Annotated in this window: 15 protein-coding genes; 11 read left to right on the top strand and 4 right to left on the bottom strand. The window is 48.0% G+C overall.

From position 1 onward, the window contains the following. The first annotated feature begins 163 nt into the window (after positions 1 to 163). The 5 genes from MKX98_RS15310 to MKX98_RS15330 are packed head-to-tail and all read left to right on the top strand — an operon-like array spanning position 164 to position 4,780. On the top strand, positions 164 to 706 hold the full coding sequence (locus MKX98_RS15310; protein ID WP_220687433.1) for a MarR family transcriptional regulator: 543 nt from the start codon (positions 164 to 166) through the stop codon (positions 704 to 706). Positions 707 to 734: 28 nt separating this feature from the next. After that, entirely contained in the window at positions 735 to 2,189 is a 1,455-nt protein-coding gene (locus MKX98_RS15315; protein ID WP_339223924.1) for an aryl-sulfate sulfotransferase, read from the top strand. Beyond that, a complete protein-coding gene (locus MKX98_RS15320) occupies positions 2,182 to 3,195 on the top strand; it encodes an ABC transporter substrate-binding protein (RefSeq protein WP_339223927.1) in 1,014 nt (337 codons plus the stop codon). Before MKX98_RS15315 ends, MKX98_RS15320 begins: the two co-directional genes overlap by 8 nt. Before the next feature lie 13 nt (positions 3,196 to 3,208). Continuing rightward, positions 3,209 to 3,988 carry an ABC transporter ATP-binding protein gene (locus MKX98_RS15325; RefSeq protein WP_339223929.1) on the top strand — a complete coding sequence of 260 codons (780 nt, stop codon included), beginning with the start codon at positions 3,209 to 3,211 and terminating at the stop codon, positions 3,986 to 3,988. Positions 3,989 to 4,003: 15 nt separating this feature from the next. Then, positions 4,004 to 4,780: an ABC transporter permease gene (locus MKX98_RS15330; protein WP_339223931.1), complete on the top strand. Its 777-nt coding sequence runs from the start codon at positions 4,004 to 4,006 to the stop codon at positions 4,778 to 4,780. A 56-nt stretch (positions 4,781 to 4,836) separates the two neighbouring features. Here MKX98_RS15330 and MKX98_RS15335 read toward each other — a convergent pair whose 3' ends face one another. Beyond that, the gene (locus tag MKX98_RS15335; RefSeq protein WP_339224455.1) at positions 4,837 to 5,391 is read right to left on the bottom strand and encodes an XRE family transcriptional regulator; all 555 of its coding nucleotides are present in this window, start codon (positions 5,389 to 5,391) and stop codon (positions 4,837 to 4,839) included. A gap of 118 nt (positions 5,392 to 5,509) precedes the next feature. On the opposite strand from MKX98_RS15335, the gene MKX98_RS15340 reads away from it, so the two are divergent. Continuing rightward, on the top strand, positions 5,510 to 6,097 hold the full coding sequence (locus MKX98_RS15340) for a LysE family transporter (protein WP_339223932.1): 588 nt from the start codon (positions 5,510 to 5,512) through the stop codon (positions 6,095 to 6,097). 86 nt (positions 6,098 to 6,183) lie between these two features. Here MKX98_RS15340 and MKX98_RS15345 read toward each other — a convergent pair whose 3' ends face one another. Both MKX98_RS15345 and MKX98_RS15350 read right to left on the bottom strand, forming a co-directional pair. Further along, positions 6,184 to 7,116, bottom strand: coding sequence for an L-lactate dehydrogenase (locus tag MKX98_RS15345; protein WP_339223934.1), 933 nt, complete (start codon positions 7,114 to 7,116; stop codon positions 6,184 to 6,186). Between the two features lie 252 nt (positions 7,117 to 7,368). Next, positions 7,369 to 7,947, bottom strand: a complete 579-nt coding sequence (locus MKX98_RS15350) for a thioredoxin family protein (RefSeq protein ID WP_339223936.1) — start codon at positions 7,945 to 7,947, stop codon at positions 7,369 to 7,371. Between the two features lie 322 nt (positions 7,948 to 8,269). On the opposite strand from MKX98_RS15350, the gene MKX98_RS15355 reads away from it, so the two are divergent. From MKX98_RS15355 to csaA, 3 genes are all read left to right on the top strand, one after another. Then, the gene (locus tag MKX98_RS15355) at positions 8,270 to 9,697 is read left to right on the top strand and encodes a PLP-dependent aminotransferase family protein (protein WP_220685369.1); all 1,428 of its coding nucleotides are present in this window, start codon (positions 8,270 to 8,272) and stop codon (positions 9,695 to 9,697) included. A 102-nt stretch (positions 9,698 to 9,799) separates the two neighbouring features. Further along, entirely contained in the window at positions 9,800 to 10,675 is an 876-nt protein-coding gene (locus MKX98_RS15360; RefSeq protein WP_339223939.1) for an arylamine N-acetyltransferase, read from the top strand. 180 nt (positions 10,676 to 10,855) lie between these two features. Then, positions 10,856 to 11,185 carry a chaperone CsaA gene (gene csaA / locus MKX98_RS15365; protein ID WP_339223941.1) on the top strand — a complete coding sequence of 110 codons (330 nt, stop codon included), beginning with the start codon at positions 10,856 to 10,858 and terminating at the stop codon, positions 11,183 to 11,185. Positions 11,186 to 11,228: 43 nt separating this feature from the next. On the opposite strand, the gene MKX98_RS15370 is transcribed toward csaA, so the two are convergent. Continuing rightward, positions 11,229 to 12,593 (bottom strand): PLP-dependent aminotransferase family protein, encoded by a 1,365-nt coding sequence (locus MKX98_RS15370; protein ID WP_339223943.1) that lies wholly within the window; start codon positions 12,591 to 12,593, stop codon positions 11,229 to 11,231. A 137-nt stretch (positions 12,594 to 12,730) separates the two neighbouring features. Here MKX98_RS15370 and MKX98_RS15375 point away from each other — a divergent pair, with 137 nt between their 5' ends. Continuing rightward, positions 12,731 to 12,883: a hypothetical protein gene (locus tag MKX98_RS15375; RefSeq protein ID WP_194542536.1), complete on the top strand. Its 153-nt coding sequence runs from the start codon at positions 12,731 to 12,733 to the stop codon at positions 12,881 to 12,883. Positions 12,884 to 12,917: 34 nt separating this feature from the next. Continuing rightward, positions 12,918 to 14,954 carry a penicillin-binding transpeptidase domain-containing protein gene (locus MKX98_RS15380; RefSeq protein ID WP_339223946.1) on the top strand — a complete coding sequence of 679 codons (2,037 nt, stop codon included), beginning with the start codon at positions 12,918 to 12,920 and terminating at the stop codon, positions 14,952 to 14,954. Positions 14,955 to 15,030: the final 76 nt, after the last annotated feature.

Raw genomic sequence — 15,030 nt, forward strand, 5'->3', positions numbered from 1 at the left:
TTGAAGGATAATGTCAGCCGATTGGTCCACCAAAGGCTCCTGTTTACTCCTCTGTCGTAAGTACGACGAAAGGGGGAGACTGGGGTCTTTCTGTATTTTCAAGTGTTAGCAATAGGGGATAAGGACCGGAAAACGGAGGTTCATGACCCGAGAAAGGAGCGACATGGAAGATAAGAATTGGGACTTGTTAGAGGAGGCCGATTGGCATTTTCGCAAAGTGGTACGCAGATTTGTCAAAGAACGTGACAAGATTTCGGTGGAAGGCATATCCTTGCCAGGCTTGTTGATTCTCAACACGATATTCCGGAATGGAGAGCAGAGGCTTGGCGAGCTGGCGGAACAGCTCGACTTCACATCCGGAGCTGTAACGGCGATATGCGACAAGCTGGAGACTTCCGGGTTCGCGATCAGAAGGCGTAGCAAGACGGACCGGAGAGCGATTGCCTTAGATATTACAGAAGCAGGAAGAGAGATGCTGCAGCGTAATGAAAATGTTGGCGGGTATATGATTGACCTCATCTTCGGCGCATTCTCGCACGAGGAGCTCAGGGAACTCATTCATTATTTTAAACAGCTCCATGAACATCTTGAAGGTTTCTCGGATTCCGTGCTTCAACAGTGTGCAATATTTACCGAGCCAAACGAAAGGAATGTTCAAGGTAATCGCGGCTCCGTGAAACGTTCAAACGCCTTTATTTCTTACTAAAAATCAAATTTGAAAGGAAGTTGTGACGATGGGACATCCGACGATTTATCCAACAGGTACAACGGTTTATAATCCGGAGAAGACTTGGAGCGGTTACACGATATATCAAGCAGCGGATACAGGAGCTCTCCTCATTGACATGAATGGGAGAGAGGTTCATTTGTGGAAAGGGCTTCGAGGATTTCCCAACAAGCTGTTTCCGGGTGGTTACGTGCTGGGAAGCACCTCAGAGCGCGACCCGAAATACGGGTTTCAGGATGAAACCAATCTGGTGCAGGTCGACTGGGACGGCAATATCGTCTGGAAATTTGACCGTTATGAATACATAGAGGATCCGGGGCATCCGCCCCAGTGGATGGCACGCCAGCATCACGATTATCAGCGTGAGGGCAATCCCGTCGGTTATTATGTTCCAGGGCAGGATCCGAAGGTGGATTCGGGAAATACGCTCATTCTGGCCCACAAGAACGTGAAGCGTCCCGAGATATCCGACATCGAGCTGCTGGATGATACGATCATCGAAGTGGATTGGGAAGGAAATGTGGTGTGGGAATGGGCCGTCAGCGATCACTTTGATGAACTGGGATTTGATGAGGATGCAAAGCTCGCATTATCCCGCGATCCGAACACCCGCGGCTTTGGAGCTCATGCGGGCGATTGGATGCACATTAATTCGGCTTCGGTGCTCGGGCCTAACCGATTTTATGATGCGGGAGACGAACGCTTTCATCCCGATAATATAATCTGGGATGCCAGGGAAACGAATATTATTGCCATCATTGATAAAAAAACCGGGGACATCGTCTGGAAGCTTGGCCCCGATTATTCCACGGAGGAAACGAAGCATATCGGCTGGATTATCGGCCAGCATCATGCACATCTCATACCGCAGGGCCTTCCGGGCGAGGGTAACATTTTGATTTTTGATAATGGGGGTTGGGGCGGTTACGGAAAGCCGAATCCGGAAGCGGCGGATGGCTTGAAAATAGCTCGGCGTGACCATTCGCGCATCCTGGAAATCAACCCCGTTACTTTAGAGATTGAATGGCAATATACGCCGACGGAAGCCGGATTCCAGGCTCCGCTTGACTCTTACCGCTTTTACAGCCCGTATATCAGCTCGGCACAGCGGCTTCCCAATGGCAACACCCTGATTACCGAAGGGGCTGACGGGCGAATATTCGAAGTGACACGAGAATTTGAGCTGGTGTGGGAATATATTTCGCCTTATAAGAACAGCCGCAACTCCAATATGGTCTATCGCGCATACCGGGTTCCATATGAATGGGTTCCTCAGCTTGAATTGCCCGTTGAGACGGAGATTGCCCCGCTGGATGTTGCCGATTACCGTCTGCCGGGGGCCGCGCCGAGAGGTGCCGTTACAAGCGTGGAAGTCGAAGGTACAATCTCATATGGTGAGGGCGCGCTTTGCGTGGCCAGAACAGATGAAGTCGTGCATAAAGAGAGGGATCGGGATGAGTAGACATCAATCTTGGAAGCAATGGAGTTTTTGGATGCTGTCGGTGATTCTTATCATGAGTATGCTAAGCGGGTGCGGCAATGCTTTGGGTGAGCAGCAGGAGAATCGGCTCAAACTGAAAATCGCGGACATTTCCACCAATACCGTGTTTCGTGTGGCAAAAAGCAAGGGCTTCTTCGACAAACACGGAATTGATGCCGAATTGGTAAACTTCGCTACGCCGGCTGAAGGCGTGAACTCCTTATTCATTAAACAGGTAGACGTTGCGTTCGGAGCGGACTTCCCGCTCCTGAACGCTGTCAGCAAAGGCGATTACTCCATCTTTGCTTCCTCAGGAACGGCAACGGATTTAAGTGCGAGCGAATGGAAGCTGTTCGTTCGTAAAGAGATTGGAAGCGCTGCGGATCTCAAGGGGAAAAGGTTAAGTTTCTCAAGAGGCACTTTCATCCCCTATCTGTGGGATGTGTATTTGGCCGAAAACGGAGTTGCGCTCTCGGATGTGGAGCTGATCGGACAGGGAGGTTTCGACGAGGCGTATGTAGCTCTCAAAAAAGGCGACATTGACGCCGCTTGGGTATATGGAGCAGTGCTGAACGAGAAGTTCGGTGCGCTTACCGAAGCCAAAGAATTGTCGGATATGTCCAAGACACCGGTAAGGCTTGGTACCGGATTGATCGCATCGAATGAAGGGCTCAACAGTAACAAGAAAGGTTTCGTAGCGCTGCTGAAAGCGCTGGATGAAGCGTCAGCTTATGCCCAGGCGCATCCGGAGGAAACGGCGGATCTGATGTATGAAGAGGTCAAGCAGCCGAGAGAAGCAACGCTAAAGGATCTGCCGAAGAATCCATGGAATCTTGGTTTTACGGAAAAAGCCTACGAAGGATTACAGGGACAGAAGGAATATATGGTGGATAACGGGATCATCGAAAAGGACTTCGAGCTGAAAGAAAAATTGAATCTGGATTTGGTGAGGGAAGCATTCCCGGATCGAGTCCTTGAACTGAAGTGAGGAGATGAAGACGATGAGAGCAGCGTCAAGGCAGAATGAAATCCACATTGAACAGTTGAATAAAAGTTACGCACAGCAAACCTCGTCAGGTGACTTGCACTATATTATCCAGGACGTCAATCTGGCGGTAAAAGGCGGCGAGTTCTTTGTTCTGTTGGGTCCAAGCGGGTGCGGCAAGTCGACGCTGCTGAGTCTGATCGCCGGCTTTGTATCCAAAACTTCGGGTCAGGTGAGAGTAGGCGAGAAGGAGGTGGACCGTCCGGGCCAGGATCGTGCCGTCGTATTTCAGCAAGCCGACTCATCCTTGTTCCCATGGCTGACCGTAAGAGAGAATGTGGAATTTGGACTTCGGATGAAGCGAATACCTCCCGCGAAACGAAAGGACATATCCAGCCAGTTTATTTCGCTAGTGGGTCTTGCGGGGCATGAGAGCAAATATCCACGCGAACTGTCAGGCGGTATGAAACAACGGGTACAGCTGGCAAGGGTATTGTCCAATGATCCAGCGATTTTGCTCATGGATGAACCATTCGGCGCATTGGATGCGATGACAAGACGGACGATGCAAAGAGAGTTGGTACGCATATGGCAGGACACGGATAAAACCGTCATCTTCGTGACGCACGATATTCAGGAAGCTCTTCTACTCGGAGGACGTATCGGCATCATGTCAGCGGGTCCGTCCTCAAAAATAACGGATATCTACGAGGTGCCTCTCGCCTATCCGAGAGATATATCTAATCCGGCTTTCCATGCGCTGTACAACCAAATCCAATCGCATTTTGACGAGTAGAGAGGAAGGGAACCCATGAGCAAGAAAATTAAGAAATGGTCGCTTCATATCCTGGTGTGGATTGCTGGTCTTGGCGTCTGGCATTTGCTTTCCCTTGCGTATGGGCCCGAAATTCTGCCAGGTCCAATCTATACCGCCAAGGGCGGATATGAATTGTTGATGGACGGCACCCTGATTCAGTATATCGGGATTAGTTCGTACCGGGTGCTGCTCGGATGGACCCTCGGCAGCCTGATTGCAATCCCGGCCGGACTTATCATCGGGAAGGTAGGGCCAATTCGCGCTTTTGCTGAACCGTTCCTCAATTTCATCCGGTTCATTCCGCCGATTGCCTTCATCACCTTGTTTCTGGTCTGGTTCGGCATCGGGGAAACATCGAAAGTTATGCTTATTCTGTATGCAACCTTCTTTATTGTGGTAATAAATACGTTGACGGGTGTGTTATCCGTAGAAGAGGATAAGATCCGCTCCGCCCGCAGCATGGGGGCATCCGAGTGGCAGATTGTGCAACATGTCATCATTCCTGCAACGATCCCATTTATGTTCACCGGCATCCGGCTTGCCATGGGAACCTCGTTCATGGCGATTATCGGGGCAGAGATGATTGCTTCGAATGAAGGCGTGGGGTATCTGATCTGGAATTCACGTTTGTTCTTCCGTACGGATTGGATTTTTGTCGGATTGATTTGTCTGGGATTGATGGGGTTCGTAACGGACCGTGCCGTAGGTCTGCTCGGGCGCAAGTTGTTGTCCCGTTACGGGGTAGTCAGTACGAACTCACTCCGTAGATGAACGTAGTGCTGTTATACGAAGCCGCAGCTCCCTCTTATGGAGGGGCTGCGGCTTTTTCATTTGGAATAATGGATCACCATACTTAACCGGTTCATGGAGGAGCCGGAGTTATGATAAACATGCGGTTTATCGGCCTTAAACCGGATGGATTCCCCTTGCTTTACCGTATATTCCTCATGATCGATACGAATGGTGATCTCCCCTTCGAATACGGTAATAAACTCCTCCGTCCCTTCGATATGAGCATCTGCACTTAAATAACCGCCACAGTCCATTTCTAACGAATACATTTCAAATCGCCGCCCTTCCTCAAAAGGGAAAAAAGGATAAATTCGAACTTTTCCGTGATCCTCCACCAGCGCTTGCACCTCTTCTTGGGATACCACGACCGTTTCGGATTGAGGCTCATTAATCAAAGACGTAAAAGAAAGCTTTAACCCGTTCGCGATTTTCCAGACGGTTGTTATAGAGGGACTCGATTCTCCTCGTTCGATCTGGCCCAGCATCGTTTTGCTGATCCCAGTCATCTCCGCGACTTTATCCAGGCTTAGCTTCCTTTGCTCTCTTAGCAGCTTCATATTATTCGCCAATATTAAATGAATCGGCTTCAACATCATACACCGCCTTTTTTAGATTGTGCGTTATAACATACATATTGTATAATCATAACGCACGGACGTTATAACGTACAATTATCACTACTATAACATACGCGAAAGGAGGGAGCGCGTGTTCATCGTTTCGCTGTTGACCTATGCGATTGTCGCGTCATTTACGCCCGGACCCAACAACATCATTTCGATGACGAATGCACGGAGCCACGGATTTAAGAAAACGATGCGCTTTATCGGAGGGGTAGCAGCTGGATGCTTGGTCATTATGCTGTTGTCCAGCTATTTCAATCTGGTATTATATCCATTCATCCCGAAGATCAGGTTTGTTATGAATATCATCGGATGCTTGTATCTGATCTATCTTGCCATAAAAATCATGCAGAGCAAGCCCCCTCATGCAGATGATAAGGCACGTGGATTCAATACCTTTTATTTCGGGTTCATCTTCCAGTTCATGAATCCGAAGGTTATTTTATACGGGATAACAGCTGTATCGACCTTCGTCATGCCGATCTCTACTTCCCATGCACAGTTGATATCCTACTCGTTATTGCTCACGATTGTCGGCATTTGTGCCAACATGACCTGGGCGCTATTCGGTTCGCTGTTCCAGCATCTGTTATCCCGATATGAGCGCCCGTTTAATATATCGATGGGATTGCTTCTGCTTTACAGCGCCTTTTCTATTTATGCCACGAACTGATTTGCTAGCTACAACGTAATGTCATCGCTCCTCAGCCAAAAGAACAAGGCTTCCCGAATCACACATCCGGAAAGCCTTGTTTTGTATTACTCTAAAATGTTGGAGATCTGCTCTTTCAGTTTGTTAGCAGATGCATGAAATTGGGTTAGTTCCTCGTCATTAAACTCGAGATTCAGAATTTCCCGAACGCCTGTACGATCAACCACACAAGGTACGCCTAAGTATACATCAGACACACCGTGGTAGTCCGTGAGCAGTGTGGATACATTGAGAACGGAACCTTCGTTTTGCAAAATGGAGACGATGATCCGATCGAGCGCCAATGCGATTGCATAGGAGGTGGAACCCTTGGCGTTAATGATTTCATAAGCCGCATTCTTGGTGCGGTCGAAAATATCTTCTTTTTCACCGTCAGTCAGATCGATTCCGATCCCCGCGATGTTGGCAATGCTCCAGAGCGGCAATTCGGAATCACCGTGTTCCCCGACGATATGGGCGTGAATGCTGCGCGGATTAATGCCTTTGTTTTGACCAATCAAATACCGGAAACGGGCGCTATCCAGCAAGGTGCCGGAGCCGATCACGCGATTGACTGGGAAGCCGCTCTTCTTCAACGTGACGTAAGAGAGAATATCCACCGGATTCGTAGCCACAAGAATGATGCCGTGGTCATTGTATTTCACGATGTTTTGGATAATATCGTCAAATATCGCCGTATTTCGCTTCAATAAGTCAATTCGCGTCTCGCCGGGTCTTTGGTTGGAGCCTGCGGCAATGACAATGATGTCTGCATCCTTGCAATCGCTGTAATCTCCAGCCCACAGCTTGACGCCTCCGGCAAAGGGGAGGCCGTGATTCATATCCAAGGCTTCACCAAGCGCTTTGTCATGGTTCGCATCGATTAATACCAGTTCAGATACTCTTTCGCGTAAGAATAAGGTGTACGCAGTCGTTGCTCCCACAGCTCCTGTACCGATGATCACCACGCGGGACGGACGCTGAGCTTCATTTTTTGTCATAAGTGTTTCGCTCCCTTGTACTGAGTTAATGAAATTTGGTGAATGGTATACTTCTGATGAATTACCCTAATAAAAGGCTGCCGGAACAGTGAATCCCTAACGCTTCATCGATAGTAATGATAACATATTCAGGAAGATTTAAGCAGCGGGATTGTGATATATTTCATCCTGTGTGTTCATTTTTAACTTTGACACTGTCAGAAACCATACACCTTCATCAGGGGAGGAGGATCACGCTTATGCCAAACGCGGTCACAGGTTATTATCGGCAATTCTATCAGATATAAACGAAGTAAGCAGTTGCCTTATTTCCTGAATCATGACCCTCTGATATTCATTACCGTCATGGTAGAGCTCTCCGATCTTCTTGTACGTTTGGTCCAGTTGTTCTTGATAGGATGCAGCTTGTTTATCGGGGGGGTTCCTCTTGAACTCGTCCATGACGTTCTGGATATACGCCGGACGAGCGCCCCAAGTTCCGAGTACTTCACCTGTGCTTGCATGGAGGAAGACAGCAATCGGCTGTGCGCGTCCGCCATCCGTTAGAAAAAGGTCCATTGTTTCCATATGATCTTCCATGATGAGCACGTCGGACGGAATTCGGCTATATTCCAATATTCTAAATAGGACAGGTACATTCCATATGACATCCGGGCACCAATCCGTACAGAGAATCAGGCAGTGCAGATGGTTGAATGGGTTTCGCTCAGAAGTGAAGAATCCCTCAGTCTCTTTGTTCTCCCACTGGAAGCGATCATAGACTTGTCTGAATAATTCCTTCGTATTTGGGATTCTGCTCAATTTCATTTCTCGAATCTTCATATTCTCCATGAATTGGAGAGGCGTTAAACCCAGGCCGATTTTATGTTGGAGATGGAGGGGATGAGACATAGGATCATACGTCCTTTCATAACGTAATAGATTCATATTGAGATACATCCAAGTTAACGTTAGCTTAAGACAAAACTGATCATACAGAAATGGTCAGTTATTATCTGTTTATGAAAGTCAGATGTACTGAAGGTTGTGTTACCGAATGAAGCTATTCGTGAATAGGATGCGCAACATAGGCTGAGTTTCATGTATAATTCATTAAACATACCTGCCATTACGACAGTAAATTTTATTAATATAATGCCTGAGGTGGTCCCACTTGTTTGATATTCTTCTACCCGAGCAAAGCGAGTTCCCATTATACCAGCAGTTATATCTGCAAATTCGTGAGGGTATCCGTAATGGGGTCATTCCCGACGGACAACGATTGCCTTCTGTTCGTGCCCTCCAGCTTCAGCTCAATATAAGCAAAACGCCGATCGAGACGGCTTATCAAATGTTAACGTCTGAAGGGTATGTGATCAGCAAACCGAGGTCGGGGCTATATGTCATAAATCCATACAAGGAACTATCTCACCATCATCAACAGCGGACCCCCTCCATAACAACGATGTCAGTTATGCATTCCAACGGGCACTTGAATCAAGGTCAAGGTGTTATTGACTTTAATCCCACTCGTTTAGATCAATCGTCCTTTCCAGTACGAACCTGGAATAAAATGCTCAAGGAAGCGCTGGAACAGCATGTGAGTGAAATGGGAATGTATGGGGATCCGCAGGGCGAATACGGGCTGCGCACCGTAGTTTCGGAATATCTGCGAAATTCCAGAGGGGTTATTTCAACACCTGATCAAATTGTGATCGGCGCCGGCACGGCCTATAGCATGGGCCTGCTTACCAGAGTACTGCCAGGACTTAAGCACATTGCGGTTGAGGAGCCGGGTTACAGCTTGGTACGAGATCAATTTCACTTGAATGGCTGTGATTTACTTCCGATTACGCTTAGTGATAAGGGAATCTCGCTTGACCAGCTGGAGAGCAGCCACGCACAGCTTGTATATGTAACACCATCTCACCAATTCCCGACGGGAAGCATCATGCCTTATCCGGAGCGGGAACGATTACTGGAGTGGGCCAATACCAGAAATGCATACATTATCGAGGACGATTATGACGGTGAGTTTCGTTACCAGGGAAAACCGATTCCTTCCCTGCAAGGGTTGGATCATAACGGGCGGGTCATATACGCCGGCACGTTCTCGAAAGTGTTGACTCCGACACTGCGTATGAACTATCTCGTTCTGCCACCGGCGCTGCTGAATCACATATCCCACAAACGTCAGGAAGTATTCTTTGCCCCTTCACGCGTGGAACAGTGGGCAATGACCGCGTTTTTTGAACAGGGGCATTGGTACCGTCATATTCGTAAAGTACGTAATCTGTACAGGAAGAGACATCATCAGTTGATTGAGTTGATTGAGGCTTATCTTGGCAGGTTTGTTGAAATTACGGGTCAGAATTCAGGCCTCCACATTCAGCTGATCGTCAAAAAAGAAGTGTCCTCGGAGGAATTGATTCAGAGGGCGGCGAACGTCGGGGTTATCGTGTACGACCTGCGAAAAATGTGGATGAACCACCAGCAAGATGCAAACCAGTTCCCGAGGTTATATATGGGATTTGCAAGCTTGAACGCAGCTGACATGGAAAAGGGGATACGACTTCTGCAGAAGGCCTGGAACATGGATTGAACACGGCTTGTTTATGCCTGTCTTTTATAAAATATTGAAACTGACCATTTCATAAGGGTCAGTTTCTTGTTTATGATAAGAAAAAAAGTAGGAGTGCGTGCTATGATCACCCAAAGTGAGGTAAGAGCATATTTAAACCGTTTAGGCATTTCGGATATTCAGGAACCGACAAAGGAACATTTGTTCGAGCTGCATAAAGCCCACGTGGCACGAATACCTTGGCAGACCTTGGATATTTTTGCTGGGAAACCGACATCCATCGATATACAGGAATCCGTACAACTTATGATCCATCATCGAAGCGGTTATTGTTTTCATCTGAATGGAGCCTTTACCGCTCTTCTTCGAGCCTTAGGTTATAAGGTATATTGGCATCGGGCAGGAGTACAGCCTTTAGGGCAAGAACCACGGATTAACGGCTTCCATCTCGGGATAACGGTAAGTTTATTGAATGAACAACTTGGGGAAGAAGAGCGGTGGCTCGTGGATGTCGGACTTGGCGATATGCCATGGGAACCGATCCCATTGAAATTCGGGGAATACATACAGGGACCTTTTCAATATGCGATTGAGCCGTCTCGCATAACGGATGATGGCTGGAGGCTGATCCATGATCCCCATTATTCATATGTAGGCGTAGATTATGCCCCTGATGTTGTGAACAGCTTGGAACTATTTAAATCAAACCATGAATTTTATAGCCGATCACCGGAATCCCCGTGGATGGAGCTGTTCATTGTTAGGCAACGGCACGAGCAGGGCATGAACGAGCTCAAAGGCTGCATATGGAGAAAGTGGAGCGGCAATACCCTGGATAAGATAGAGATTTCATCGAAGTCGGAATGGTTCGAGATCCTGGCGGACATATTTAATGAGCCGCTCGTCAACTATTCCATGATCGAACGGGACCTGATATGGGATAAGGTTAACAGGCAGCATCAGAATTGGAGGAAGCTTATGGAGAATGAGCAAGTATAGAAGGAACCGAATGATTCACTTTATTTCAGTTCTCCAACTGATCCTCAGCGGCATAGAACACGCTAAACTAATCTATCACTTGAGTAACCGGAAACGCAGATGATAAGATGGTACATAAAATTCGTGTTGTGAAGCATCGTCTTATTGCTTCATAACCTAGCTGTAAGGAGATCTATAGTCATGGCAACCATCGAAGATTTTACCAAGCTGGATATTCGGATCGGGACGATCGTGGAAGCAGAGCCATTCCCGGAAGCGCGCGTTCCCGCCATCAAAATGAAGATTGATTTCGGCCCGCTCGGGATCAAGCGCACCAGTGCCCAGATTACGAATCGATATGATGCGGACACCATCATAGGTAATCAAGTCGTCGCTATCGTCAATTTTCCGCCTAGACGCATAGCTGGCTATCAATCCGAGGTGCTTGTCCTCGGCGGGGTGCCGGAGCAGGGAGACGTCGTGCTTCTGAGACCGGATGTTGATCTGCCGAATGGCACTCCCATCGCTTGAACCTATTTCATCAGTCGGTCCGGTCGCTTGCGGCTTGGACCGACTAGATGAACCTCACCTCGCTGCGTCTCTTCAACAATTTAGCGGCTCCTTCCGCAATTTTCTGAACACCGATTTCGATGAGTTCCTCCTTCACCTGAGATACGCTTAGTCGTATCATGGATTCGTTCTTAAACTCAGGCAAGAACATGCTGCTGGCATCCTGAGCATATACGTTCTCATTCTCCAGATAGTGAACCAATTGATATGCTTTTAATGGTTCTGGCAGCTGGATCGTGGAATAAAATCCGGAAGGCGAACCCGTATAGGATAAGAAGGGCGGCAGGTGATTTTGGTAAGCCTGCTGGAGCAGAGCCCCTTTTTTACTATAGGTCTGCCTCATCCTCTGAATATGTGCTCGGAACATCCCGTTCTTCAGATAAATTTCGAGGGCGCCTTGCATGAGCACCGGACTGTGTATGTCCGCCGCGTGCTTCGCCCGCTGGAATATTTCACTCATCGCTTCGGGGATCACAGCCAAGCCCAGCCGTAGTCCGGGGAGCATGACTTTGGAAAAGCTCTTCGTGTAGATCACCCTGCCAGAGGGATCGAAGGCAAACATCGGATCATGTTTCGAATCCGGATCCAAATCTCCCATGTAGTCATCCTCGATGATATAGACATCATACTTCTGCGCAAGCTCTACTATCCTCTTCTTCTCCACATTGGTATAACTGTAGCCTGTTGGGTTATGGAACCTTGAGACCGTATAGAAAAACTTGATATCCCGAGTTTTAAAAATGTCCTCCAACCGCCCAAAATCGATGCCGTTCTTCGTAACCTCTATCCCGTATGTCACGGCTTGATGAATCTTGAGGGAGTCCATCATGCTAAAGTGCGTGGGCTGCTCCACGCAAATATTGTTCTTTCCGTTAGGAAAAGGAAGGGAGACCAGCAGATGCAGCGCTTGTTGCGAACCGGACACAACAAAGATCCTTTCAGGAGCCGTGAAGACCTGCAAGTCGATTAAATGCCGTGCTAACTCAACACGAAGTGACTGCAAACCCGGAATTTGGGAATAGGTGAATAACTCTTCTTTATATATTTCAATCGCTTGGTTCATGCAATGCTGAAAGTCTCGGTAGGGCATGACCCTTTTGTCAGGTCCCGCAGATCGAAAATCGATCACTTGGTCCGCTGGGTTCGAGAGGTTTATGTTTCCTCTGCCCTCCACGACATAGTAACCACTCTTGGGAACAGCATAGATAATATGTCTCTTTTCCAATTCAGCATAGGCCCGTATGGCTGTATTTTTACTGCATGAATAGGATTCTGTCAAAGCGCGGATGGATGGCAGTTTGCTGCCGGGTTTCAATAAACCATCCAGTATTTGGCGTTCAACTGACTGAATAATGTCGGTGTATTTCATATCTCGTTATACCTCCATTCGATCTGTACGGGTACAGAGCCGGAAAACATGCATTCTCACAACAACATGCTATAAGTATACTCTACAATACAGCAGGGGTTTGGTTCGATATTGTTTTAATTGAGAAGGTAGGGATCATGATGGAGGTTTCTCTGTGGAGCTTACTTGCTATTGCACTCATAGAAACCGGGATTGCGATTCAAAGGAAACAACATGCCAAGCTGTTGATGTTGATTGGGATGGATTGTGTGCTGATCATGATCATTTTCATCGTTAGGAGAACGATGTAATGACGATTAATACGGGGGTTGAGGAGTGGGATCGATGCATTTTAAATGGACATGGCTCTTCTTGTGCCTGATTGTGATGGTAATCCTTACGGGCTGTGACCGCATCAAGGAATCGGATCCGGGAGAGATTGTGAAACAGTATGTGGAATGGTGGGAGCAGGGCAGCTACGAATCGATGTATGATGTGCTGTCACTGGAGTCTAGACAGAAGATGACAAAAGAGGATTTTATAACACGATTTCGGAACATTTATGAGGGGATTGGAGCAGAAGACCTCACCATCACGACAGACTTTACGGCTCAGGATGCAAGCGAAACAAGGGATGAGCGAGTGTTCTATCCCTATCAAATCCAATTGGAAACATCGGCAGGTCGGGTGCAGGCAGAAGGTTCGTTTGAGCTATTAAAAGAGGAGGATCCAACCGAGACTAAGAAGCTGTCTTGGCGAATGGTGTGGCAACCTTCCTTGATATTGCCGGCTATGGATGCCTTGGATAAGGTGAACGTGCAGACGTTACCATCCAGCAGGGGCGAGATTTTGGATCGTAACGGTCACGGTCTGGCCATTAATGGCACGATTGAGGTCATCGGTATCGTTCCGGGTAAGCTCGGTGACGATGGAGAACAGACCTTGGTTGAATTAGCAGAACGGTTGGGAATTTCAACCGAGGTTATGAGGCGTAAGCTTGATGCGCCGTGGGTGAAAGACGATCTGTTCGTACCCATCTTGAACCTGAATGCCCAGCAGGGCAGAATGGATTACAGTGATCTGCCAGGCGTTGTAAAGAAGAAGGAACGTGCTCGAGTCTACCCTTACGGCGCGGCGGCAGCACATCTGACAGGCTACATCCGACAAGTGACAGAGGAGGATTTGGCCCATGCGCCCGAGGCGCAGTATGGACCGACTGAACTTATAGGTAAATCAGGATCCGAGCAGGTATATAATGAAGTGCTGCGTGGCCGGGACGGTAAGCGGATCTCGATCGTGGATTCCTCGGGTAAGGTCAAAGAAATCGTAGCCGAGAAGGAAGCGGTAGATGGTCAGGATATTCGTTTAACCATTGATGCTGAACTTCAAAAATCCATATTTGCTTCATTTCGTGAGGATGCAGGTACCGCAGCAGCCATCAACCCCAAGACCGGAGAAATCTTGGCATTGGTTAACAGCCCGTCCTATGATCCCAATGCTTTCATTGTTGGATTATCGACAGAGCAGTGGGATGAGTGGAACCACAATCCGGATAAACCGCTATTGAATCGATTTACGAAGCTGTATGCTCCGGGCTCGGTATTTAAACCGATCACGGCTGCGGTTGGTCTGAAGCTTGGGGTTACTACCCCTGGAAAGGTCAGGGAGATCCACGGCTTGCGTTGGTCCAAAGACCCGAGCTGGGGAAATTATTACGTGACACGCGTGAAGGAAGTACCCGTCCTGAATCTGAGAGATGCTCTTGTGTATTCAGATAACATCTATCTGGCACAGGAAGCATTGGAGATGGGTGCGGATCCTTTTCTGAAGGAAGCTGTAAAATTCGGGTTCGAAGAGGGATTGCCGCTTCCATTCCCTTTCCCGAAAGCAAGCTTGGCTAATGAGGGGATCAAGAACGAAATTCAACTCGCGGACTCCGGATATGGTCAAGGTGAAGTACTCATGAGTCCTTTACATTTGGCATTGGCCTATACTCCCTTCATTAATGGCGGGAAGCTGATTCAGCCTGTACTGGATTTATCAGAGCAGGAGAACAAGCCTCAGAAGACAAGAGAGGTGTTGGATTCGGACACTGCCGGAATCATCAAGCGTATGCTCGTCGATGTGGTTCAGGATCCAAAAGGCAGCGGACACGGTGCTGATCTATCGGGCATTGAGCTTGCAGGGAAGACGGGAACCGCCGAACTGAAAATCAGCAAAGGCGAAAAAGGACAGGAGAACGGATGGTTCGTTGCGTTTGACACGAGGGAGTCCAAGCTTCTCCTTGCGATGATGATAGAGCATGTTGAAGATCGGGGAGGCAGCGGGTATGTCGTGAACAAAGTCGCGCCGATCTTGCAAAAATATTACGAAAAAAAATAGCCTTGAAAATAAGCTGACGAAAAGCTCTTGTTATGCGAATTGGACGGTTGTAATATGGAATAAAACTAGTCGGAGA

The sequence above is a fragment of the Paenibacillus sp. FSL W7-1332 genome (assembly GCF_037969785.1).
In the GTDB taxonomy this organism is placed as follows: Bacteria; Bacillota; Bacilli; order Paenibacillales; family Paenibacillaceae; genus Paenibacillus_AQ.

Bases quoted from the DNA above. Each gene is read 5' to 3' on its own strand.
- MKX98_RS15310 (WP_220687433.1), top strand. From the start codon at position 164: ATGGAAGATAAGAATTGGGACTTGTTAGAGGAGGCCGATTGGCATTTT.
- MKX98_RS15315 (WP_339223924.1), top strand. From the start codon at position 735: ATGGGACATCCGACGATTTATCCAACAGGTACAACGGTTTATAATCCG.
- MKX98_RS15320 (WP_339223927.1), top strand. From the start codon at position 2,182: ATGAGTAGACATCAATCTTGGAAGCAATGGAGTTTTTGGATGCTGTCG.
- MKX98_RS15325 (WP_339223929.1), top strand. From the start codon at position 3,209: ATGAGAGCAGCGTCAAGGCAGAATGAAATCCACATTGAACAGTTGAAT.
- MKX98_RS15330 (WP_339223931.1), top strand. From the start codon at position 4,004: ATGAGCAAGAAAATTAAGAAATGGTCGCTTCATATCCTGGTGTGGATT.
- MKX98_RS15345 (WP_339223934.1), bottom strand. From the start codon at position 7,116: ATGACAAAAAATGAAGCTCAGCGTCCGTCCCGCGTGGTGATCATCGGT.
- MKX98_RS15350 (WP_339223936.1), bottom strand. From the start codon at position 7,947: ATGGAGAATATGAAGATTCGAGAAATGAAATTGAGCAGAATCCCAAAT.
- MKX98_RS15360 (WP_339223939.1), top strand. From the start codon at position 9,800: ATGATCACCCAAAGTGAGGTAAGAGCATATTTAAACCGTTTAGGCATT.
- csaA (WP_339223941.1), top strand. From the start codon at position 10,856: ATGGCAACCATCGAAGATTTTACCAAGCTGGATATTCGGATCGGGACG.
- MKX98_RS15370 (WP_339223943.1), bottom strand. From the start codon at position 12,593: ATGAAATACACCGACATTATTCAGTCAGTTGAACGCCAAATACTGGAT.
- MKX98_RS15375 (WP_194542536.1), top strand. From the start codon at position 12,731: ATGATGGAGGTTTCTCTGTGGAGCTTACTTGCTATTGCACTCATAGAA.
- MKX98_RS15380 (WP_339223946.1), top strand. From the start codon at position 12,918: ATGCATTTTAAATGGACATGGCTCTTCTTGTGCCTGATTGTGATGGTA.